At 44.6% G+C, this 21,780-nt stretch carries 19 protein-coding genes; 7 read left to right on the forward strand and 12 right to left on the reverse strand.

Annotated features, from left to right (window positions below; translation table 11 throughout):
- Positions 1-1,798, forward strand: a 1,798-nt coding sequence (locus QQK21_RS13420) for an alpha/beta fold hydrolase (RefSeq protein ID WP_284192699.1), incomplete at its 5' end; no start/stop codon positions are given.
- 223 nt (positions 1,799-2,021) lie between these two features.
- Here the strand turns inward: QQK21_RS13420 and QQK21_RS13425 are convergent.
- From QQK21_RS13425 to QQK21_RS13440, 4 genes are all read right to left on the reverse strand, one after another.
- Positions 2,022-2,657 (reverse strand): hypothetical protein, encoded by a 636-nt coding sequence (locus tag QQK21_RS13425; protein ID WP_284192700.1) that lies wholly within the window; start codon positions 2,655-2,657, stop codon positions 2,022-2,024.
- Positions 2,658-2,935: 278 nt separating this feature from the next.
- Positions 2,936-5,800 (reverse strand): aminomethyl-transferring glycine dehydrogenase, encoded by a 2,865-nt coding sequence (gene gcvP, locus QQK21_RS13430; protein WP_284192701.1) that lies wholly within the window; start codon positions 5,798-5,800, stop codon positions 2,936-2,938.
- 119 nt (positions 5,801-5,919) lie between these two features.
- Complete coding sequence (gene gcvH, locus QQK21_RS13435; protein ID WP_284192702.1) at positions 5,920-6,300, reverse strand: glycine cleavage system protein GcvH; 381 nt, start codon at positions 6,298-6,300, stop codon at positions 5,920-5,922.
- Positions 6,301-6,336: 36 nt separating this feature from the next.
- Positions 6,337-7,632: a serine hydroxymethyltransferase gene (locus QQK21_RS13440; protein WP_284192703.1), complete on the reverse strand. Its 1,296-nt coding sequence runs from the start codon at positions 7,630-7,632 to the stop codon at positions 6,337-6,339.
- Positions 7,633-8,013: 381 nt separating this feature from the next.
- On the opposite strand from QQK21_RS13440, the gene QQK21_RS13445 reads away from it, so the two are divergent.
- The 3 genes from QQK21_RS13445 to QQK21_RS13455 all read left to right on the forward strand — a co-directional run bounded on the left by QQK21_RS13445 (position 8,014) and on the right by QQK21_RS13455 (position 11,179).
- Positions 8,014-8,634, forward strand: coding sequence for a helix-turn-helix domain-containing protein (locus tag QQK21_RS13445; RefSeq protein WP_284192704.1), 621 nt, complete (start codon positions 8,014-8,016; stop codon positions 8,632-8,634).
- A 247-nt stretch (positions 8,635-8,881) separates the two neighbouring features.
- A complete protein-coding gene (gene gcvT, locus QQK21_RS13450; RefSeq protein ID WP_284192705.1) occupies positions 8,882-10,000 on the forward strand; it encodes a glycine cleavage system aminomethyltransferase GcvT in 1,119 nt (372 codons plus the stop codon).
- Between the two features lie 174 nt (positions 10,001-10,174).
- Positions 10,175-11,179 (forward strand): S1 family peptidase, encoded by a 1,005-nt coding sequence (locus QQK21_RS13455; RefSeq protein ID WP_284192706.1) that lies wholly within the window; start codon positions 10,175-10,177, stop codon positions 11,177-11,179.
- A 161-nt stretch (positions 11,180-11,340) separates the two neighbouring features.
- On the opposite strand, the gene nadE is transcribed toward QQK21_RS13455, so the two are convergent.
- On the reverse strand, positions 11,341-12,168 hold the full coding sequence (nadE, locus tag QQK21_RS13460) for an NAD(+) synthase (protein WP_284192707.1): 828 nt from the start codon (positions 12,166-12,168) through the stop codon (positions 11,341-11,343).
- A 107-nt stretch (positions 12,169-12,275) separates the two neighbouring features.
- Between nadE and QQK21_RS13465 the strand changes: the two genes are divergently transcribed.
- Positions 12,276-12,788, forward strand: a complete 513-nt coding sequence (locus tag QQK21_RS13465; protein WP_284192708.1) for a nicotinate-nicotinamide nucleotide adenylyltransferase — start codon at positions 12,276-12,278, stop codon at positions 12,786-12,788.
- A gap of 5 nt (positions 12,789-12,793) precedes the next feature.
- Here QQK21_RS13465 and QQK21_RS13470 read toward each other — a convergent pair whose 3' ends face one another.
- The gene (locus QQK21_RS13470) at positions 12,794-14,644 is read right to left on the reverse strand and encodes a putative bifunctional diguanylate cyclase/phosphodiesterase (protein WP_284192709.1); all 1,851 of its coding nucleotides are present in this window, start codon (positions 14,642-14,644) and stop codon (positions 12,794-12,796) included.
- A gap of 126 nt (positions 14,645-14,770) precedes the next feature.
- Positions 14,771-15,640: a LysR family transcriptional regulator gene (locus QQK21_RS13475; protein WP_284192710.1), complete on the reverse strand. Its 870-nt coding sequence runs from the start codon at positions 15,638-15,640 to the stop codon at positions 14,771-14,773.
- Positions 15,641-15,753: 113 nt separating this feature from the next.
- Between QQK21_RS13475 and QQK21_RS13480 the strand changes: the two genes are divergently transcribed.
- On the forward strand, positions 15,754-16,932 hold the full coding sequence (locus QQK21_RS13480; RefSeq protein ID WP_284192711.1) for a multidrug effflux MFS transporter: 1,179 nt from the start codon (positions 15,754-15,756) through the stop codon (positions 16,930-16,932).
- Positions 16,933-16,992: 60 nt separating this feature from the next.
- Positions 16,993-17,349, forward strand: coding sequence for a hypothetical protein (locus tag QQK21_RS13485; RefSeq protein ID WP_284192712.1), 357 nt, complete (start codon positions 16,993-16,995; stop codon positions 17,347-17,349).
- 33 nt (positions 17,350-17,382) lie between these two features.
- On the opposite strand, the gene QQK21_RS13490 is transcribed toward QQK21_RS13485, so the two are convergent.
- From QQK21_RS13490 to norR, 5 genes are all read right to left on the reverse strand, one after another.
- On the reverse strand, positions 17,383-18,006 hold the full coding sequence (locus tag QQK21_RS13490) for a glutaredoxin domain-containing protein (RefSeq protein ID WP_284192713.1): 624 nt from the start codon (positions 18,004-18,006) through the stop codon (positions 17,383-17,385).
- Between the two features lie 52 nt (positions 18,007-18,058).
- Positions 18,059-18,949, reverse strand: a complete 891-nt coding sequence (locus QQK21_RS13495) for a DMT family transporter (RefSeq protein WP_284192714.1) — start codon at positions 18,947-18,949, stop codon at positions 18,059-18,061.
- A 104-nt stretch (positions 18,950-19,053) separates the two neighbouring features.
- Positions 19,054-19,683 (reverse strand): HAD family hydrolase, encoded by a 630-nt coding sequence (locus QQK21_RS13500; RefSeq protein WP_284192715.1) that lies wholly within the window; start codon positions 19,681-19,683, stop codon positions 19,054-19,056.
- Positions 19,684-19,708: 25 nt separating this feature from the next.
- Positions 19,709-20,068 (reverse strand): glutaredoxin family protein, encoded by a 360-nt coding sequence (locus QQK21_RS13505; protein ID WP_284192716.1) that lies wholly within the window; start codon positions 20,066-20,068, stop codon positions 19,709-19,711.
- A gap of 52 nt (positions 20,069-20,120) precedes the next feature.
- Positions 20,121-21,710 (reverse strand): nitric oxide reductase transcriptional regulator NorR, encoded by a 1,590-nt coding sequence (gene norR / locus QQK21_RS13510; RefSeq protein ID WP_284192717.1) that lies wholly within the window; start codon positions 21,708-21,710, stop codon positions 20,121-20,123.
- Positions 21,711-21,780: the final 70 nt, after the last annotated feature.

A 21,780-nucleotide genomic window follows, 5' to 3' on the forward strand; every position in this document is an offset into this window, starting at 1 on the left:
CGAGTTTTTTAACCGGCACCCACACTGCCGTTTATTCAATCACTACGGCCCGACTGAAACCCATGTGGTCACTCTATGTGAGGTGACAGACTTCCATCATGCAGGAAGTGCAGCCTCCATCGGACAGCTTTTAGGTAATACAGAAGGCTATGTGCTCTCACCAGAGCAGCAGCTTGTGCCCATCGGTGTGTCAGGCGAGCTCTGTATTGGCGGTGTGGGCTTAGCGCGCGGTTATCTCAATCGCCCTGAACTCACGGCTGACAAGTTTATTGCTCACCCCTTTAGTGATGACCCAGACGCGCGTCTATATCGCACCGGAGATTTGGTGCGCTGGCTGCCCGATGGCAACCTTGTCTTTTTAGGTCGTTTGGATCATCAGGTCAAAATTCGTGGGTTTAGGATTGAGTTAGGGGAAATCGAGTCTCAGCTGCTGCGTGAGCCGAGCGTTAAAGAAGCCGTGGTGTTAGCCCGTGAAGATCGCGGTGGTGACAAGCGCTTAGCCGCCTATGTCACAGAGGCTGAGGTGCCTGAGGCTTTGGACGAAGACGCTCTGATCGAGTCACTCAAGCAAAGGTTAAAAGCCGTGCTGCCCGATTACATGGTGCCCTCGGCTTTTGTGGTGCTGGAGCAGTTGCCATTAACGCCTAACGGTAAAGTGGATCGTAAGGCCTTGCCTGAGCCGGATTTAGCTCAGGTGACTGGGGCTTATGAAGCCCCGCAAAGCCTCACCGAAGCGCGCTTAGCAGAACTCTGGCAAACCTTGCTGCACCTAAACTTGCCCGTTAGCCGTGATGCGCATTTCTTTGAGCTCGGTGGACATTCGTTACTGGCGATGAAGCTGGTTGCAGCGATTAATGATACGTTTTCGACACATTTATTGGTTAAAACCATTTTTTCCAATAGTTATTTGTATCAACTTGCCGAGCAAATTGATAACAATCAGTCAAAAGACAATGTATGGCAACCGCTTGTGGAAATGCATTCAAACGATGAGAGCATGAAGAGCTTACCTATTGTTTATGCAGTGCCAGGGGCAGGTGGTTCAAGTGCCGCTTATCAAGCACTCGCCAAAGCACTGGAACCCAATGCGAAAGTCGTTGTGTTAGAGCCCAAAGGTATAGCTGGTGATCAGGTACCACATAAAAACTGGGCTGAAATGTTGGACGAATATACGGAGGAGATACAGCGCTATCAGCCTAATGGGCCGTATTGGTTATTGGGTCATTCTTATGGTGCCAGAGTCGCATTTGAAATAGCGCTCAGGCTGGAAACACAAAACAAAGAGGTTAGCTGCATCCTGCTTGATGCTGAACTCTGTGGTGTCATGGCGGAGGACATGCCTGAAGATACGTTAAGTACAGAAGAAAAAGTGCTCAGTGTGATGCAAGAGTTTCTCGATGTGACTGTTTCTCCTTTGGGCTCATTGAGTCAAGAACAAGCGAAAGCAGAATTGATTCAATTGATGACAAACGCTGGCTTGATTTCACAAGAAAGGGGGAGTCGACAAGTAGAAGCCATATTGGAGATATACAACTTTCAGGAAAAAATTTCTTTTGATTATCGAGCGAGCCAGTCGATCAATGGGCCATTGACGTTGCTGTATAGCAAGGAGTCTTTCTCTCAAGAAAGCCTTCTTAAGGTTCATGAATCACACGGAAAACTCAGCCAAAAGGGTTTCTCCTGTTATCCAGTGGAAGGGTCACATGTCTCTATGCTTAGGCCGCAGCATGTACATAGTATAGCTAGCTCTGTACGCGATTTAATTCACGCCAATAGCGGTGGAGCAATCATGGAGTAATAATTTACCTAACGCTAAAAATATTAATATTCAATAGCCAGCTTGTTAAGCTGGCTATTGAGTTGACCTACACCCATTGAACAAGCAGAAGAGCTAGAAATGGTAAGAAATTTTATGACTGGCTTAAGCATCGCCATTGTTACGGATCACAAAGAGGCATTTAGGACACACAGTAAAAGAGCTTATTTCATGTGCTTATATACGTATTTGCATGGTCACTCAATCAGCTTAAAGGCGTGTGCAAAACACTTTGCTCATAATCCTCTAGTGCTTGGTTAATGTGGCGAACCGAGACAAAAGCCACACCATCATCAAACATAAAAGCGCCTATTGGAATAAGTAGGATACCCGTCATATAAGTGCTTAGCTCACCACCAGTTATTATTATGTGGATAGACAACATAAAGCCCAAAAAACCGAAAGCAGCAATAACAACACCAGCGATAAGGTTGTATAAGTTCATTAGGGTTTCAAATAAGCTAACCTTGATACGAAATGAGTATTGCTCTATGCCAGAGATATCGGGTGTATTCTTAAAAGCCCGCAAAACATGTCGAAAGGCGACACTATCGCCTAGTCTCTGGTTGAGCACAAAGAGCGCGTTTAGCATAGGTGTACTTAAACGCACGCCATGTACACTCTTAAAATATTCAATATCCAGCTCATTTCTTAAGTGGCTCTTTAACTCGGATGACACTAAAGGCTCTTGCAATGCGGCTAAAATTTGAGCTTGTCTATTTTTACGCAGATAAAAGTAATACTCAGTCACTTTCTGGATATTGAGCAAAATAGAGACGAAGGCAATCGTCACCGCTATCCAGTATTTGCCTTCGGAAACTGATTCTAGAAAAAGGTTCATTATTTTAGTCGCTACGCTACTTAACCATATGAGTATAAGTGATTGAATTTACGGCGAAGCTGAGATGAAATCAAGGTGAGTTGGTCGAAAATAAGATGTAGATGTAGATGTAGATGTAGATGTAGATGTAGATGTAAGGGTATGGTGAAGTTCATCGTTCACTACTTTCTGAACGGTATGAGTCAAAATATGCTGTATAGACAAAAATATAGGCACCATATTCTGTCTATATGGTGCCTGTGTTATTCAAGTTAGTTTCCTGTTTTCAAAACAGCAACTTACTCTTCGTAGTTATCAATATTTGGGCATGAGCAGATTAGGTTACGGTCGCCGTAGACGTTGTCGACACGGTTCACCGTTGGCCAGTATTTCCACTGCTTCGTTGCTGCTGTTGGTAAACAACCTAGCTCACGCGAGTATGGCCGATCCCACTCAGCTTCAGACAGGTCTGCTTGCGTGTGAGGGGCGTTGACGAGAGGGTTGTTCTCTAGTGGCCACTCACCGTTTTTCACCTTGGTCATTTCTTCGCGGATGGCGATCATCGCTTCACAGAAACGATCGATCTCTTCCAGATCTTCCGACTCTGTTGGCTCAATCATGAGTGTGCCAGCCACAGGGAAAGACATGGTCGGTGCGTGGAAACCGTAGTCCATCAGGCGTTTGGCAATATCTTCTTCGCTAATGCCAGTGTCTTCTTTCAGCGGACGAATATCGATAATACATTCGTGAGCCACACGGCCATTGCTACCACGGTACAACACTGGGTAGTGAGGACGTAGACGCTCCATCACGTAGTTGGCATTCAAAATGGCAACTTTGGTTGCATCGGTCAAGCCCGCTTCACCCATCATCGCAATATAGGCCCATGAGATTGGCAAGATAGACGCACTGCCGAGATCGGCTGCCGATACCGCCATATCGTCGCCTTCCACACCGTTTTCAATGTGACCTGGTAGGAAAGGCGCTAGGTGAGATTTAACGCCGATAGGCCCCATACCCGGACCACCACCACCGTGCGGGATACAGAATGTCTTGTGCAGGTTAAGGTGAGACACGTCAGAACCGATGAAGCCCGGAGACGTCAGTCCGACTTGCGCGTTCATGTTAGCACCATCAAGGTACACTTGACCGCCAGCGGCATGAACCATTTCACACACTTCTTTCACTTGCTCTTCGTACACACCGTGCGTTGAAGGATACGTGATCATAATGCTAGACAGGTGGTCTTTGTGCTTTTCAATCTTGTCTGCCAGATCGCTGATATCAATATTGCCGTTTTCATCGCATTTCACGACCACAACTTTCATCGATACCATAGACGCGGTGGCTGGGTTTGTGCCATGGGCTGAGCTTGGGATCAAACACACATTACGGTGCGCCTCACCACGGCTCTCATGGTAGCGCTGAATGGCGATAAGACCAGCATACTCACCTGAAGCCCCAGAGTTTGGCTGTAAGGAGAAGGCGTCATACCCTGTGATCTCACACAGTTTCTGCTTGAGATCATTGGCAAGAGCTGTGTAACCTGCCGCTTGTTCGATGGGCGCAAATGGGTGAATAGCCCCAAATTCAGGCCAAGTCACCGGAATCATTTCCGCTGCCGCATTCAGCTTCATGGTGCAGCTACCGAGTGGAATCATACCGTGAGTCAAAGAGAAGTCTTTGTTCTCTAACTGCTTAAGGTAGCGCATCATTTGTGTTTCGCTGTGATGCGTATTAAACACTGGGTGAGTAAGATACTCAGACGTGCGGCGCAATGCTTCAGGAATCGCAGCAAACTCGTTAGATGCAATTTCTGTTGATAGAGCATGGATGTCTTGTTTGACACCAAAGACGGCAAACAAGGCTTCAATGTCTGCGGTCGTGGTGGTTTCGTCAAAGCTTACACCGAGTTGGCCTGTGAGTCGGCGCAGGTTAATGTCGGCGGCTTGCGCTTTGGCATACAGCTCGTCAGTGCTGGAGGCTGTGTTGATGGTAATGGTGTCAAAGAAGCTATTGTGTGCAAGCTCAAAACCTGATTTTGCGAGACCTGCCGCAAGGATAGCCGTCATATGGTGCGTGCGACGCGCAATAGTGCGAAGACCTTTTGCGCCGTGATAGACAGCGTAGAATGACGCCATATTTGCCAGCAGAGCTTGCGCCGTACAGATGTTAGACGTCGCCTTCTCGCGGCGAATGTGCTGTTCACGGGTTTGCATCGCCATGCGCAGTGCTTGCTTGCCTTTACTATCGATAGACACACCGATCACACGGCCAGGAATGGTACGCTTGTGCTTTTCACGTGTTGCCATAAAAGCAGCGTGTGGACCGCCGTAGCCCATAGGAACACCAAAGCGCTGGGTTGAGCCAATCACGACATCGGCACCCATTTCACCCGCTGGCTTGAGTAGGGTTGACGCAAGCAGGTCTGTCGCAACAGCCACCAAGATTTTGTTCGCTTGGGCTTTGGCAATCAGATCGGTGAGATCGCGTATTTCGCCAGTGGTCGACGGGTATTGAACCAGTGCGCCAAACACATCTTGCTCGGCAAGAGAATCAAGCGAGCCGACTAGAACCTCAAAGCCAATGTATTTAGCACGCGTTTTGATCACTTCTAGTGTTTGCGGGTGCACATCGTCTGCGACAAAAAAGACGTTGCTCTTACTCTTACCAGCACGCTTACATAACGTCATCGCTTCCGCTGCTGCAGTGGCTTCATCGAGCAATGAGGCATTGGCAATATCCATACCCGTTAGGTCCATGACCATTTGCTGGAAGTTAAGCAATGCTTCTAGACGACCTTGTGAGATCTCAGGTTGGTATGGCGTGTAGGCCGTGTACCAACCTGGGTTTTCCAATACGTTACGTAGGATGACATTCGGTGTGAATGTGTTGTAGTAACCTTGACCAATAAAGGTACGCTTAACTTGGTTTTGGTCAGCAAATTTGCGCATGGCCGACAGCATATCTGCTTCGCTCATCGCATCAGCAAGAGCCATGGTTTTTTCAACACGGATTTGCGCGGGCACGGTTTCGTTAATTAGCGCATCAAGGCTTGCTGCTTTGATGGCATCCAACATGGTCTGTTGGTCATTTTTATTAGGGCCGTTGTGGCGAGCAACGAACTCATTTTGGGTGCTAAGGCTTTGAAGTAATTCAGTCATTGTCCTTTACCTACTCCATCATTCGGGTATGGGATATCACTAATGATATAAAGAATTATAAGTCCGAACTTTGAAAAAAAGCTGCCCCCATTAATGGGACAGCTTTACACATTTGCCTATTACTCGTCTTCGATCGAGTTTAGGTATTCTTCCGCGTCTTTAAGATTGTCGAGTTCAGACGGGTCTGACATTTTCACTTTGACAATCCAGCCGCCTTCATAAGGCTCTTCGTTGATAAGCTCTGGGCTATCTTCGAGGTCTTCATTTACAGCAATTATCTCACCAGTAATCGGGGCGTAGATGTCTGAAGCTGCTTTTACAGATTCAACCAGAGAGAAACTGTCACCTGCGTCGATTTCAGCTTCTACTTCAGGTAGGTCAACGAATACTACGTCACCTAACATTTCCTGAGCGTGCTCTGAGATACCAATCGTTGCCGTTCCATCACCGTTGTCACGTACCCACTCATGGCTATCTGCAAACTTCAGTGTTTTGTCCATTGCTTGTCTCCAAAAAATAACTTTGTTTAAATTTGTTTACCGGTAAAGAGGGAAGCGGCTGCACAATGCTTTCACTTCTTTGCGAACGCGTTGTTCCACTTCTGCATCACCTTCTGGGTTTTTGACTAACCCATCCAGTACATCGCCAATCCAATTACCAATAAGTTTGAATTCTTCAGCGCCAAAGCCGCGGCTTGTTCCCGCTGGCGTACCTAAACGTATACCCGATGTAATCATAGGCTTCTCAGAATCGAATGGGATGCCATTTTTGTTACATGTGATCCCTGCACGTTCTAGCGCTTCTTCTGCTTTGTTACCTTTCAGTCCTTTAGGACGAAGATCAACAAGCATTAAATGTGTATCTGTACCACCGGTAACAATGTCACATCCACGAGTTTGCAATACTTCTGCCAACACCTTGGCATTGTCGATGACAGAATCGATATAACTTGAAAACTCAGGGCCAAGTGCTTCACCAAAGGCGACCGCTTTGGCCGCGATGACATGCATCAGTGGACCACCTTGAAGACCCGGAAACACCGCAGAGTTGATCTTTTTATTGATGTCTTCATGGTTGGTGAGAATCATTCCGCCACGTGGGCCACGCAGCGTTTTATGCGTGGTGGTGGTCACTACGTGCGCATGTGGCAGTGGGCTAGGGTGGGCACCTGTTGCGATAAGCCCTGCGATGTGTGCCATATCGACCATGAGAATGGCGTTGACTTCATCGGCAATTTCACGAAATTTGGCAAAGTCGATTGTACGTGGGATGGCACTTCCCCCCGCGATGATCATTTTAGGCTGGTGTTCAATCGCAAGCTGACGCACATCTTCATAGTTGATTTCCAGCGTTTCACGATCAACACCATATTGAACGGCGTTGAACCATTTGCCAGACAGAGCAGGGCGAGCACCGTGCGTTAAGTGACCACCTGCATCAAGCGACATGCCCAAAATGGTGTCACCGGGCTGAAGTAATGCGAGCTTCACTGCGCCATTGGCTTGAGCGCCAGAATGAGGTTGAACGTTTGCGTATTCGCATTTAAAAAGTTGCTTTGCGCGTTCAATGGCGATGGATTCTACGGTGTCAACATGCTCACAGCCGCCATAGTAACGACGACCAGGGTAACCTTCTGCATATTTGTTGGTTAGGCAAGTGCCCTGAGCTTGCATCACGGCTTTCGATACAATGTTTTCAGAAGCAATTAACTCAATTTGTTCATTTTGACGAGTGTTTTCAGCTTGAATACCAGCAAAAACGGCATCATCGGTAGCAGCAAGGTTAGTAGAGAAAAAATTCTCTAGGCTGTGATTTTGGTATGTGTTGTTCATGGTAGATGACCTTCCATTCGTGCTAACGAGATTATTAATAGGATTATCGCTCTCGTTAGTCCTCTTTCTGTTTACTGTCCTCATCGAGGAAGACAGGGTGAATTCCATACCCCAAAAGATGTTATAATCGCGGGGAAAAACCCGAACTTCACTGCTAAATCACGTTATCAGTTTGCTCGGAAATCGCATCTCTACAACTAACAAGCTGGTAACATAGCTTTTGTTGAAGCTATAATCAACTAAAAATTTCCTATTGGAAACATGGTTTCTGAAAATGTTACCTTGAGCACGATTTATTTGCCTAAGTTATCTTTTTAATCCGATAGGCTTAAGGCACAATAAAAACCAACAGGAAATGGACATTCAATTGAAGAGGGATACATGCCTGAAGATAGCTATGACGAGTACCCATCTTTGACTCTTGCAAAAGACGGCGATCAAAATATTGAGCCGCTAAAATTAGGCGAGAGAATTAAGGATATCCGAAGTAAGTTAGGGATCACTCTTGAGGAGGCAAGTCAGCGTACAGGATTAGCTCGTTCAACACTGAGTAAGATTGAAAATGAGCAGATTTCTCCAACGTTTCAAGCGATGCAAAAATTGGCGCTTGGGCTGCAAATAGATATGCCGCAACTCTTTGAACCACCAAGAAAAAAGGTGGCAATGGCGCGCAGGGATATCACCAAGGTAGGCCAAGGTAAACCCCACCCCACGCCAACTTATGAACATGAGTTGCTGGCAACCCAACTGTCCAATAAAAAAATGATGCCTTTTAAAAGCCAAATCCACGCTCGTAGCTTTGATGAATATGGCGATTGGGTGCGTCATGACGGCGAAGAGTTTTTGCTGATTTTGTCTGGGTCAGTGCGCTTTTATTCGGAGTTTTATGAGCCGGTAGAACTGGGTGAAGGAGACAGTGTGTATTACGATGCCACTATGGGGCATATGTTGGTTTCGACCAGTGATGAAGATGCCAATATTTTATGGGTTACGGCCAAATAGTGATACTTATGCCAGATTTCCTATAATGAAAGCAAACGTTTGCTTTTTGGGTTTTTGTCGGTACAATAGCGCCATCTCGGCTGAGGTGGCGTTTTCTTTTGTCCTCAAAAAATGTGAATATGATGTTAAATGTCACATTTTGAATGCTTCTAATCTTGTTAAGAGTGCAAAATGACCTCACTCTTGTTTATTATTGGAAACAAGGTTTCCTCGTGTGGAAAACGGACCTGATTAAATGGAGACAACAATGACTCAAGATCTACTCAAAACACCACTTCATTCGCTTCACGTTGAAGCTGGTGCCAAAATGGTTCCTTTCGCAGGCTATGATATGCCAGTCCAATACAAATTAGGCGTAAAGAAAGAGCACTTGCATACTCGAGATGCCGCTGGGCTTTTCGATGTGTCCCATATGGGGCAGCTTCGGTTGCGCGGAGAAGGTGCCGCTGCGTTTCTAGAGTCTTTAGTTCCCGTTGATATCATCGATTTACCTCAAGGTAATCAGCGTTATGCTTTTTTCACCAATGAGCAAGGCGGAATTATGGATGATCTTATGGTGGCTAACCTTGGCGATCATCTATTTGTTGTGGTTAATGCCGCATGTAAAGAGCAAGATATCGCCCATTTAAATGCCCATTTGCCGACAGGTGTTGAACTGGAAGTAATTGACGATCGCGCTTTACTTGCTCTTCAAGGTCCTAAAGCTGTGGATGTACTCAAGCGCTTCAATCCAGAGGTGGCCAATATGCTGTTTATGGACGTCAAAAAACTCGACATTCTGGGTGTTGAGTGTATTGTCAGTCGCAGCGGCTACACGGGAGAAGATGGGTACGAAATCTCAGTTCCGAATACTCATGCTCAAGAGTTAGCAAATAAATTGACGTCAGAAGAAGAAGTTGAGTGGATTGGTCTTGGTGCACGTGATTCGCTGCGTCTAGAATGCGGGCTATGCCTATATGGTCATGATTTAGATACTACCACAACGCCTGTAGAAGCAAGCTTACTGTGGGGAATTCAGAAAGTTCGTCGCACAGATGGCGAAAGAGCAGGGGGGTTCCCTGGTGCCGATATCATTCTTAAGCAAATTGAGAGTAAAGATGTCTCGCGCAAGCGTGTCGGTCTTGTGGGGCAAACGAAGGCGCCTGTGCGCGAAGGTGCCGAGTTGTTTGACGTAAATGACAATAAGGTCGGTGTCGTCACCAGTGGAACCGCAGGGCCAAATGCAGGTAAACCGGTTTCTATGGCATACGTTCGTGCGGATTTATCGGCAATAGGAACCGAGCTATTTGCGGATGTTCGTGGTAAGAAATTACCGATGACGGTTGAAAAGATGCCGTTTGTACCGCAGCGTTATTACCGTGGTTGAATGAGTAACTTCGTTTAAGATCTTAAAAATAAATCCTCTCATTTGAGAGGTTTTTTATTTCTTCGTTTGTGATATTGATGTTATTATTTTTATAAATATTAACATCTTAGAACCTAACCCCTCCCTAGTTGTAGACTAAACTTAAGTGTGATAGTCAAAAAGGGAGACGGAAAGATGAAAGCATCATGGGTTTTTCTTAGCTTGGTATTTGTGGTCTCTCGTACGCTGGCTAGCGAGGTGTCTACTCGAATAGTCAATGGAACTGACGTAACCAATATTGCGACCTATCCTTCTTTTTCCAGTCTGTTTTATATAAGTGGCGGTGCATACAGTAACTATTGTGGTGCGACTATGCTAAATAGCCAATACGCTCTGACGGCTGCTCATTGTATTTATGACAATCCGAGCAATATGCTCAATACCTTTGTTATTCCCCAGTTGCTTGATGAATCAAATTACTACGGTGCCGAAAAGGCGAGAGCATCGGAGTTTTATTACCCTGATGACTACATAGATTCAGGCACAGCATTATGGCCTAATGATATTGCCATTATTAAACTTGAGACCCCTCTCTCAACCCCTGATTATACTTACATGCTTAATACCACTTATAACAATAACTTTCCTTCCGTAGGGGGCAGTATTAACTATTACACTATTGGTCATGGGCTTGTTGCAGGAAATGTATCGGGAAGTACGATATTGCAACAAACGACGCTTGAATATGTGTCATGGAATGACTGTCGTTTTCAATATGGTGCGATTACAGATAAGCAAATTTGTTTTGGTGGTGCGCAATCAGGAAGTTACAAGAATTCTACCTGCAATGGAGATTCAGGAGGCCCTGTATATCTGTTTGATGGTGCGCAATATATCCAAATAGGCATCACCAGTTTTGGGCCTAACTCTTGTGGTAACCCATCGTTGCCCGTAACTTCTGTTTTTACCGATATCTATGACTATATTGGTTGGGTAAATCGAGTGATCAATGGGCAGGAAATCCCCAAGTATTACGTTACTACGACTAATGGTCAGCGTGTTTTGGTGAGTAATGTGGGAACTTCTAGTTCTGGCTCTGGAGGTGGTATTGGCTTTTTGACTCTATTTAGTTTGCTTCTAATGGGAATCTTTTTAAAACACCATCGAGCGGTAATGCCCAGTTACGGTCAAAAATCTTAGCTTGAGGAACATACGACAGCCTAACTGTTCGGAAATTATACTGTTTTATTGTATTGTGAGATATTAATCAACGGTAGGGAAGAAGCGTATTCAAGTATAAAACTTATGCTCAGTTACGCTCCTTACATCATTGGACCAAAGAACCCTATGCTGTTTGGTTATCAGTCATAAATGGTTGGAATGGGTAATCGTTTGTGCTGTGTCGCTTTATAAATCGCGATCAAACGATCGATTGTATCTTGTGAAACGGGTTTGCCTTCAAGGAAGTCGTCAATTTGGTCATACGTGAGACTTAAGGCATCTTCGTCTGCTTTTTGCGGGTCTAACTCTTCCAAATCCGCAGTCGGTGTTTTGTTGACTAACACTTTAGGCGCTCCAAGAGTATCTGCTAGTTCTCGAACTTGACGTTTACTTAGGCCGAAAAGAGGGGCCAAATCACAGGCACCGTCACCAAATTTGGTGTAGAAGCCAGTGATGTTTTCTGCAGAATGATCTGTCCCTAAAACGAGTCCTCCAACATATCCTGCAATTTCATACTGCGCGACCATCCTCGCTCTCGCTTTTACATTTCCTTTGACGAAATCAATTTTTTCAGCTTGCGTTGGGTATAAGCCAGTATTGGCGAGAGCTTGTTGAGAAGATGCGTGTAAGCCATCGACGCCTGGTTTGATATTGACAGACACTGAGTGAGTAGGCTGGATAAACTCCAAAGCAATCTGAGCTTCATCTTCATCTTTTTGCTCACCGTAAGGCAGGCGAACAGCGATAAACTGATACCCTGCGTCGGCCTCGCTATTGAGTTCGTTAACGGCAATTTGTGCTAAACGACCACAGGTTGTTGAGTCGACGCCACCACTGATACCTAGTACCAAGGCTTTGCATCGTGCTTCCTTTAGCTTATTCTTGATAAATTCGACCCGACGCGTGATTTCAAATTGTGGATCAATTGATGGCAGTACACGCATTTCGTCGCGGATTTGCTGTTCCATAGGTTTTCTTCCTGCAAGCATGATTTTACGAAATAATAGTAATATCATACCTCAATGAACAGTTTAGAAAACTATGAACAGTGAATTCACGGCTATCAGGAAAAAAAATGAACAAAATTGCGGTGTTTGGTAGTGCTTTTAATCCACCTAGTATTGGTCACCAGAGTGTCATTGAGTCATTAACGCACTTTGATCGCGTTTTATTAATACCAAGCATTTCTCACGCTTGGGGAAAAGAGATGCTTGATTATGTGAAACGGTGTGAATTGGTAGAGGCTTTTATACAAGACTTAAATCTTAATAACGTAAAGTTAAGCCGTATTGAGGAGCACTTGTATCAGCCTGAACAAAGTGTCACAACCTTTGCGGTTTTGACTGAACTTCAAAACCGACACCCCGAAGACCATATTACTTTTATTGTTGGCCCTGACAATCTGTTCAATTTTGCTAAATTTCATCAAGCCGATAAGATTCTTGACACTTGGTCGGTCATGGCTTGTCCAGAGAAGGTAAGAGTTAGAAGTACTGATATCAGGTGTGCGATCGCTAAGGGGCAAGACATTAGCGCGCTTACGACGCCAAGTGTGTGTAAATTATTACGCAATGGTAGGTATTATTAATGGTCTCAATTGGCCGCGAGTGCGGGTGGGGGATTATTGGGGCGCAAATTATTGTGCAATTCAATAAGGGCTTCGGGCTTTTCTGGACGTGAATAGAAAAATCCTTGGATTTGTCTACACCCCATTTGATGAAGCTTATCAAGCACCTGTTTGTCTTCCACACCTTCGGCAACGAGCTCAACGCTGAGTTGTTTAGCCAGATGAATAATAAGCCAAACTAAGTGTTCTGAGGTAGTGTTGTACATCATATTACGAATAAAACTGGCATCGATTTTTATACAATCAATTGGGTAGCGGTGAATGTAGTTAAGACTTGAATAGCCAGTCCCAAAGTCATCCAGTGCAACTCTAAAACCGAGGTGTCTCATCTGGTCAAGAATATAACTGGCTTCATTTGCTTGGGATAGCAATACAGTCTCAGTTAACTCAATAGTAAATTCTTCGGGCTTAAATCCGTAGCGGGCGATTGTTGAAGTAAGGTATGTCAGATAACGATTGTTGTCGTTGAGTTCATACGCGCAACAGTTTATGCCCAATTTCACTTTATAACCTAAACCCGCTTCCAGCTTTTTCTTGGCAACGCAAGCGAGCTCGATGATTCTTTCTCCTAGGCCTATGATTAAGCCTGATTGTTCAGCAGCTTCAATAAACTCAATAGGAGCAACAGGGCCCAATAGAGCGCTGTCCCAGCGTGCAAGTATTTCAAAATAGTCCCAATGGTCTTGATCCTGTCTGACGATAGGTTGTGCAACAACATAAATTCCGCTGGGTTTTTGAGTACTGGGTGCCAGCTCTTTACGCAGCGCTTCAATGACTGTCGTTCGTCTGTAGTATAGAGAGCTGAGTTCGGTGTCGTAGCAGTGGATTTGTGCATTTCTCGATTGTTTACAGTCTTTCAGAGCTAAACTCGCATTGAGGATCAATTGATCACCACTTAGTCTACGATCTGTTTTTATTGCTATCCCCATGCTCACGTTTACTTTTATATTGTGCTCTGAATCCTTATATCCAGCGTCCAATTTTGCGAGTATCAAGCGGCAGACGTCGACAGGGTCATTGGCATAGGTAATGAACGCAAACTCGTCTCCTGCAATGCGAAAGGCTTGTTGCCGATTATGGAGAGAGGATTCAATTGAGTGCGAAACAAACTTTAGTACTTGATCGCCGATATATTGTCCATATAAGTTATTAATGGTTTTGAAATTGTCAATATCAACGTAAACCAAAGCTAAATAACTTGGGTATGATTCCGATAGACGTTCTAGCTTGTCAGATAGATAACTTCTATTGAGCAGTCCAGTTAGATCATCATGTGAAACTTCGTAACTTAGCTGTCTAACAAGACTATCAGAGCGAGCAGTAAGCCACTTGACTCTTAGACTATGAACAATCACATTTGCAAACAGCATGTGGCAATAGATCAACTCTTTTGGATTCTCGATAGGATGGTCAAACGTTGACAATAGAACTCCTAGTGCTTCTCCTTGTTCGGTTTTTAACGGGACACCTATGTAGCCTTCAAGTTTGTTTTCACATAGATAAGGGTCTTCAGGAAACTGCGTTGCAACTTTTTGTGCATACAGAAGGTATTCAAGCTCCGATTGGCTCACTCTAGACGAGGGAGTATGTCTAAGAGAATAGGACGTGGGGATGCTTTTTGATTCAGTAAAAGTTTGAGACAAGCAATAAGCATTGCCATTGAATTTGTCGATTTCGACAATACAGGTGCAAAATGTTTGAAAATGTTGATGTAAAACTCGAGTGACTTGATCTAACAACTCCACGCCATCAAGCTTCAAAGTGTGGTTTAAGACATCTAAATTTATCGATGTCGCATGTATCGGTGTCCTAGCCATTTGAACCACCTAATTTGTCGTGATTTAAATCACTTATTTATTGGTAATGCCACGGTTAAATATGGTATAGGTCTCATATTATTTCAAATTTTGATAGTAATTTTCTTACTTAAAGGTGACCAAGAATCAGAGTCGATTCTTAAGATAGTCGAGAAACAGTTTGGTACGAGTATGCTGATAGTCCAATTTGGGATAGTATGCATAAACGGTTGTTTCATCAGTGGTTATTGACGGAAGTACTCTTCTCAAAGTACCCGTTTTGAGTTCATCTTTTATCATGATGTCATTTGAAATCATTATTCCCATTGCATTTTTTGCTGCATAGAACAGGGCTTCTGGGTTGGTGGTTGAGAGGTTGCCTGTCAGCATAATTCTTTTACCCGTGTTCAGCTTAATTTCTCGTTGAGGCCTTTCTCCCCAAATGAGCATGTTGTGCAGCTTTAAATCTTCGACACAGTTTGGTTCGCCATGTTTTTCTATATAGGTTGGTGAAGCGTAGAAACCTGCTTTATGCTCAAACAGAGCGGTCGCCTTAAAGCTTAAAGAGTTAAGTTGTTCGAGTTCACGGCTGATGAAAAGATCCAAACTGAGCTCTGGCAACTGTCCAGGTGTAGTAGTTATTAATTGGATACGTATGTCAGGGTACATTTGCAGAAAATCATCTAAATACTGCACAAGAAATTTTGAGCCAACAGCAATCGTCGCCCCAATTTTAAGGAGTCCTGCTGGCGTTTGGCTCACTGAGCGTGTTTCATCAACTACCGACTGCCACCCATCTAGCTGTACTTTTGCTCTTTGGTAAAACAGTGCTCCAGCCTCAGTTTGAGTAACGCTTCGAGTGGTGCGTTTTAGAAGTTGAACGCCAATTCTTTCTTCAAGCCAATGTACACGCTTGCTTATTGCTGAGCTGGTGGTGTTCATTTTGCGAGCAGCACCATTGAAGCTGCCCTCGTCAACTACACGTATGTAACTTTGTACACTTTGAATCCAGTCCATTTCTTTGCCCTACTCGTTCCTACTGGGAACTAATTAGTTTCCTTTTGAAGATATTATCATTATATAGCGATTAAATTAAGCTTAGCTGTAGACAAAACGAATGAGGAACAGCGATGAACAAAGCGCCTATATTGATGGCAATGTTAATTATTTCGACAGGACAGGTTGGAGTGAGTATCTATCTGCCTTCTTTGCCAATGATCAGTACAGCGCTTCAAGTTAGTCAGTCCGATGTGCAGCTTTTAGTGACCCTATTTTTGCTCGGATTTGGCGGTTCTCAGCTTTTTTATGGCCCTTTGTCCGATGCCATTGGTAGAAGACCGGTATTTTTGCTCGGCCAAGGTATCTACTTAGTTGGAACTGTCATTTGTATTCTATATACCCATAACCTTTGGTTTCTGGTCTTTGGTCGTCTACTTCAAGGCTTAGGTGCCGGCAGTGCGTCAGTATTAGGCCGCAGTGTTTTACGAGATTGTTATGATGGACATCAATTAACTAAGGCATTGTCCTATGTGTCAGTGACGGCCTCTATTATGCCTGTTCTTGCGCCTGTTGTTGGTGGCTGGGTAGCGTTTTATTATGGGTGGGAAGCGGTATTTATTTTTGTATTGGCCTTTTTGGTTGCGACTTTTGTTTTAGGCTACTGCTTGCTTTCTGAAACCATGCGTTATGAGAGAACGGAATTTGATATCAGAAAAGTGGTAACAAACTATGCGCAGATAATTAAAAATAAACAAGTCCTGAGCAGTGCGAGTTATAACTGGATTACATACTTGGCGTGTGTGGTTTCTTTGTCTGTGATGCCTTTTATTCTCCAGCATGAATTGGGTTTAACCGCAGCGCAATATGGGGTTGTTATGGTGATCCCATCAGCAGGGCTACTAGTGGGTACTCTGGCATTAAATGTTCTCACACGGTACCTGAGTTCACAGAAAATATTGGTTATGTCGGTTGGCATCATTGTGTTATCCGGTCTCTGGTTGCTCGCGTATGATCTGACCGTATTTAATATAATCTGGGCATTTACTTGGATGGTGGTTGCACAAGGCTTATCCTTTCCACTTTCTATTGCAATGTTACTTGCGCCCCACAAAAGGCAAGCGGGTGCAGTGTCTGCGTTAACTGGGGCCATCCAAATGTGTCTAGCGGGGCTACTTGGTGGTTATATGGTTGAAACTTGGATACAAAGTAGTGCTGCGTTGGGGATTTTTTATCTCTTTTGTGCCAGTGTCATGGCGATGGTCTTATATGTAAATCGAGTTCAGCCACTCGCTCGTAGAGAGTTTGCTTGAAACACATAGACTGATTGATACAATGTGTTTATCAATAGCGATATGCTCGTAGAGACAACGATGGAACATAAAGAATTTTCTGAATTAGTCACCGCGCTTTGTAAGCAAGAGAACTTACCCCAAGCACTTGAAATGCTTAAATCGTGCGAAAATGAAGAAGTGGCGCAAGCTGCATTGTCACTAGTCGGTCAATTTGCATTGGCCGAAGTGGAAGGTGAACACCGTATCTACCACGTTACAGTGGAAAAAAATGAACAGGGTGAGGAACAAGAGTACGTTGAGCACATTATGAATGAAGGCGATGATGTGATTTGTTTTGTTGCTTGGTTCTTTGACGTAATGTTTGACGTGAAACGCAAAGACTCTTACCAAGCGGCGGGAAAAACGTTTCAGCAGCCTAAGCGTGAATCAAAATAGTTGAGCCCCCAACTTTTTTGGGGGCTTCCTTGTTCAACCAACGGAGCTTTGGTTGTTGTCCATATTGACAACATTGTCTGGCACTTTGTTTAACCCTTTTTCTTCGAGCCATACGGCTAGATTGTCTGAACCACCTATATATTGGCCGTCAAGCCAAATCTGTGGGACAGTGACGGGTGTTTTTTCACCTATGATGGCTTTCACTTCAGGAATCATTCGATACAAAGCAGCGCTATCTTTAACTACGTCGTGATAGTGATACTCAATACCGGCATCATCGAGCAATTTTTTGGCTTTGACACAATATGGGCATGTTGCTTTGCCATACACAATATTGCCCTTGAGCGTATCGCGTTTCGTCCACTCTTTTATGACAGATTGTACTAATACACCACGGTTTAGCGCTTCACCTTGACTGACCACTTTGCCTTCAACCATAAGAATAGGTGCATGCCATGCGCCTACTTTGAGAGGCTCCCACCAATGAGATAGCCAGTCTTTAATCTCCAGCTCTACAGGAACCTCAGACAATTCGTTCTCAAATGTGTCTTTTAAAATATCCTTAGTTAACGTGCATTCACCACAGGGAATTTTTACGCTAAATGGTCCCCAACTTCCGCCCCAACGGTATAGTGTCAATTTGATTGGATCTGTCATAGAGGTTTCTCCGATTCATATCTTTAAGTAATAGAACGGAATTGGCGAATATTTATTTCAATTCTCGATATTTTTTTGCTTCCCATTGAGTGATAAAGGCAACAGAGGCCACAATAATCGCAGCGCCAAGCCACAATCTTCCTGGTGGAACCCAGTTAAACACAAGCCAGCCTGCTAAGACATTCAGTGGTAATTTAGCATGATCGAAAGGTTGGACGAATGATGCATCTGCCACTGCATAGGCTTTGACGATAGCCCACTGTGCAAGAGCGGTGAGTGCCCCTGCAAAAAGAAGTACTAGCCAGATGGTTCTACCCTGTGGGGTCTGCCATTGTGGAATGGCAAGCAAGAGGTTAAATGGAGTGATTAAAATGAGCAAATAAACCACCATAGTGGACGGTGAATCATCGGAAGACAATTTCTTTACCATCAAGGAATAGCATGCCCAAAAGAATGCGGCACCAATAGGCAGTAATGCTGCCCAACTAAAATCATCAGCCCAAGGCTCCAAAATCAACATGGCACCGACAAACCCAGATAGCGTCGCTGCCCAGCGAGCAGCACCTACTTGTTCTTTGAGAAACAAACCAGAGCCGATGGTTGCAAAGAGTGGGGACGTCATGAGCAAGGCAATGCCTTGCCAAATAGGGACTGGATAAGCCAGAGCCCATAGCCAAAGCTGAATCCCAATCACAGATAGGGAGACTCGAAAAATGTGCCAACCTAAGTAATTGGTTCGTAAAGAGTGGCGAATACCTAAGTTTTTCAGATAGGGAAGAATAACCACCAGTGCTATCGCATATTGGATCAAAGCGACAGTGGTGGAAGATAAGCCGAATTTAATGCTGGCGACCTGAGCAAGGCTATTGACCAATGCAAATGCCAAGCCTGCGGTGAGCATCCAGCTCGCTCCCTGAATGGGATGGTGGGATCTTGAAGCCATAATGATCTTATCAAAAAAATAGTGCTGACAATCATACGGTGTTATTGATGGAACGTCATCTATCGCATTGTTTAATATTTATAATTTTGGCTGTGAGGCCAGTATCATCCGGTTGATGACTCATCGTTTTGATTGACTGTGAATAAAGTAAGTAGCTCATCCAATTCTGAAACACATATTGAAGCATGGTGAGAAAAGGGATGGACGTGTCCGTGAGTGACTAGGCAAGAGGGCATGTTGGCGTTACTGGCCGCCTGTAGGTCGTAGACATAATCGCCAACATAAAGCACTTGATATGAAGCTAATCCCCACTCATTAGCAAGAGCCAGTAAAGCGTCTGGAGCGGGCTTGGGAGGGAAGTGCTCACGACTGATGATACGTGAAATATTCAATTTATTGTGTGCAACTTTCTGGCGAGCGGCTTGTAGGCAATTGCGTGTAATGATAGCAGTAGAAAAATGGTGTTGCTCAATAAACTTGAGTAGCTCATGGCAACCCTGCATAGGAGTTGAGTGGTTCGCATCATCGAGTTCATGATTAAGGACGATCTGTTTTGCTTTTAATGCTGATTGTGAACAATCAAGTTTGTCGATAAAAGTGAGTAAGTCTATGTTGCTTGGGCAGCCTATTTGATCTCTCAGCCAGTTGAAGTCCAAGTTTGAGCTGACTAGAGTATTGTCTAAGTCAAAAACAATAGCGTTTATTTGTTCGATATCTAAGGCAATAACGTCCATGTTACCTTCCGTGTGAAATCAAAACTTATGCGAATTCTTTTTCTAAATACGCCACAATATCGGATGACTCGTATAGCCATTCAACCTGATCATTCTTTTCTATCCTTAGACAAGGAACTTTTACTTTTCCTCCCCCTAGCTCAAGCTCGGACCTATGTTGTGGATTCGTTTTAGCATCACGCAGTTCTATGTTGACTGATTGACGCTTCATCGCTCTACGTACCTTGACGCAAAAAGGGCAAGCATCGAATTGGTACAAGGCCAATGATTTTGCTTTTTCATCGACTTTCTGTTGCTCTTGTGTTGGACGTTTGAGGCCTTTGGGGGAGAAAACAGCATTGAGCAGTAGAATGATTCGGCCTAAGAACCAGCGGATAACTTTCATAATATTCCTTACAACATGATAGGTGGTGGCTGTATTGTATCCAAAATAGTGACTAATGAGTATTTATCTTATGTTGCTTCGTCACGGTTAACCCAAGTCTTTTGGCGAGCCGAGTCAGGTTAGCGCGATCAGTTTTCAACTGACGAGCTGCTTCTGCCCAGTTAAAGTCAGCTTCTGTGAGCGCGTGTGTGATTAGCTGTCTTTGGAAATCTTCTGTGGACTCACGTAATCCTCGGCAGACTATCGATTGTGACATAGGGACAGAGTGGGGAGCCTGCGATGAATGAGTATCAATGGGTAGGGCACTCAATTCACCGATGTCTTCGACTGACACCGTAATCAGCTTCGTATTTTTTACTCGTGCTCGTGCTTTTAATGCTGCGCGATTGATGACATGTTCTAATTCGCGAACATTTCCGGGCCAGTTGTAGCGTGTCAGCAGATGTTGGACTTCTTTTTGCAGTTTTATCTGTATAATTCCGAGCTTTCTTCTGGCTTGCTCAAGGAAGTATCCAGTGAGAAGAATAATGTCTCCTTCGCGTTGGCGTAGCGGTGGAACTTCAATAGGGTATACACTTAGACGATGGTAGAGATCGGCTCTAAAACGCCCTTCATTAACTTCTTCTGGCAAGTTCCGATTGGTCGCGGCTAGGACACGAACGTCTATGGTCTCTACTTTGTCTTGACCTACGGGCTGAATTTCGTTGTTTTGGAGCGCTCGTAAAATCTTACTTTGCGCACTCAGTGGAAGCTCGCCAATTTCATCCAAAAACAGCGTACCGCCATCGGCAAGGGCAAATTTGCCTAAGCGTGATTTATCGGCACCAGTAAATGCGCCTTTTACGTGGCCAAAGAGCTCACTCTCGACCAAGTTTTCGGGGATAGCGGCACAATTTACATATACGAGAGGTTGTTTGCGCCGATTGGATAAGTGATGGATACTCCGAGCGACCAATTCTTTTCCGACGCCTGTTTCTCCGTTAATGAGAATATTGAAATGGGAGGGAGCCACCACCTCAATATCAGATTTTAATGATAGCATCCGTGGGCTAGCACCTATGATATCACCGCCGTCTCTGTCCCAAGCATCCTCATTGAGTTCTTCGAATCGCTGCTGAGTTTGCTTTGCTTGCTGTTCGAGTTGACTCACTGTCATCGCAACTTTTAACGTGGACGCAAGGATCGCCGACAAAGCATCTAAGCTTCGTGTGGGGATTTGGTCGAAGACGTTGGGGGTAAGGCTGTCCAGCGCCAAAATACCGAGCAATGTATCAGCATAAATAAGGGGCAGCCCCATGCAAGAATGCATAGGCAAATCGCCTTCGTAATCGATAAGTAGATTATCAAAAGGGTCCGCCAAATCACAGTGAGCATCGAAGCGTACGGCCACTTTTGATGCACATATCGCCTTTAATCGAGGATGCTCGTCAACGATGAATCGACGCCCAAGCGTGTCTCTTGTTAACCCTTGTATGGCAAGTGGAACAAGAGTTTCTCCTTGCAATGAAAGTAGGGCTACACTATCACATTGGATGGCTTTGCGTATCGCATCCAAAAGCCGATCGAATCGTTCTTGTTCTGTATGGCCGGTTGCAAGGCCAATGGTCATATCGATCAAAGTAGAAACAGAGATATCTTGCATGCTAGCGTTGGACTCCAAAAATAGTGGTGTCAATTAAAGTGGTCGGTAAACAATCACCTCAAGTGTGTTA

It is taken from the genome of Vibrio zhanjiangensis (genome assembly GCF_030161235.1).
Lineage (GTDB): Bacteria > Pseudomonadota > Gammaproteobacteria > Enterobacterales > Vibrionaceae > Vibrio > Vibrio zhanjiangensis.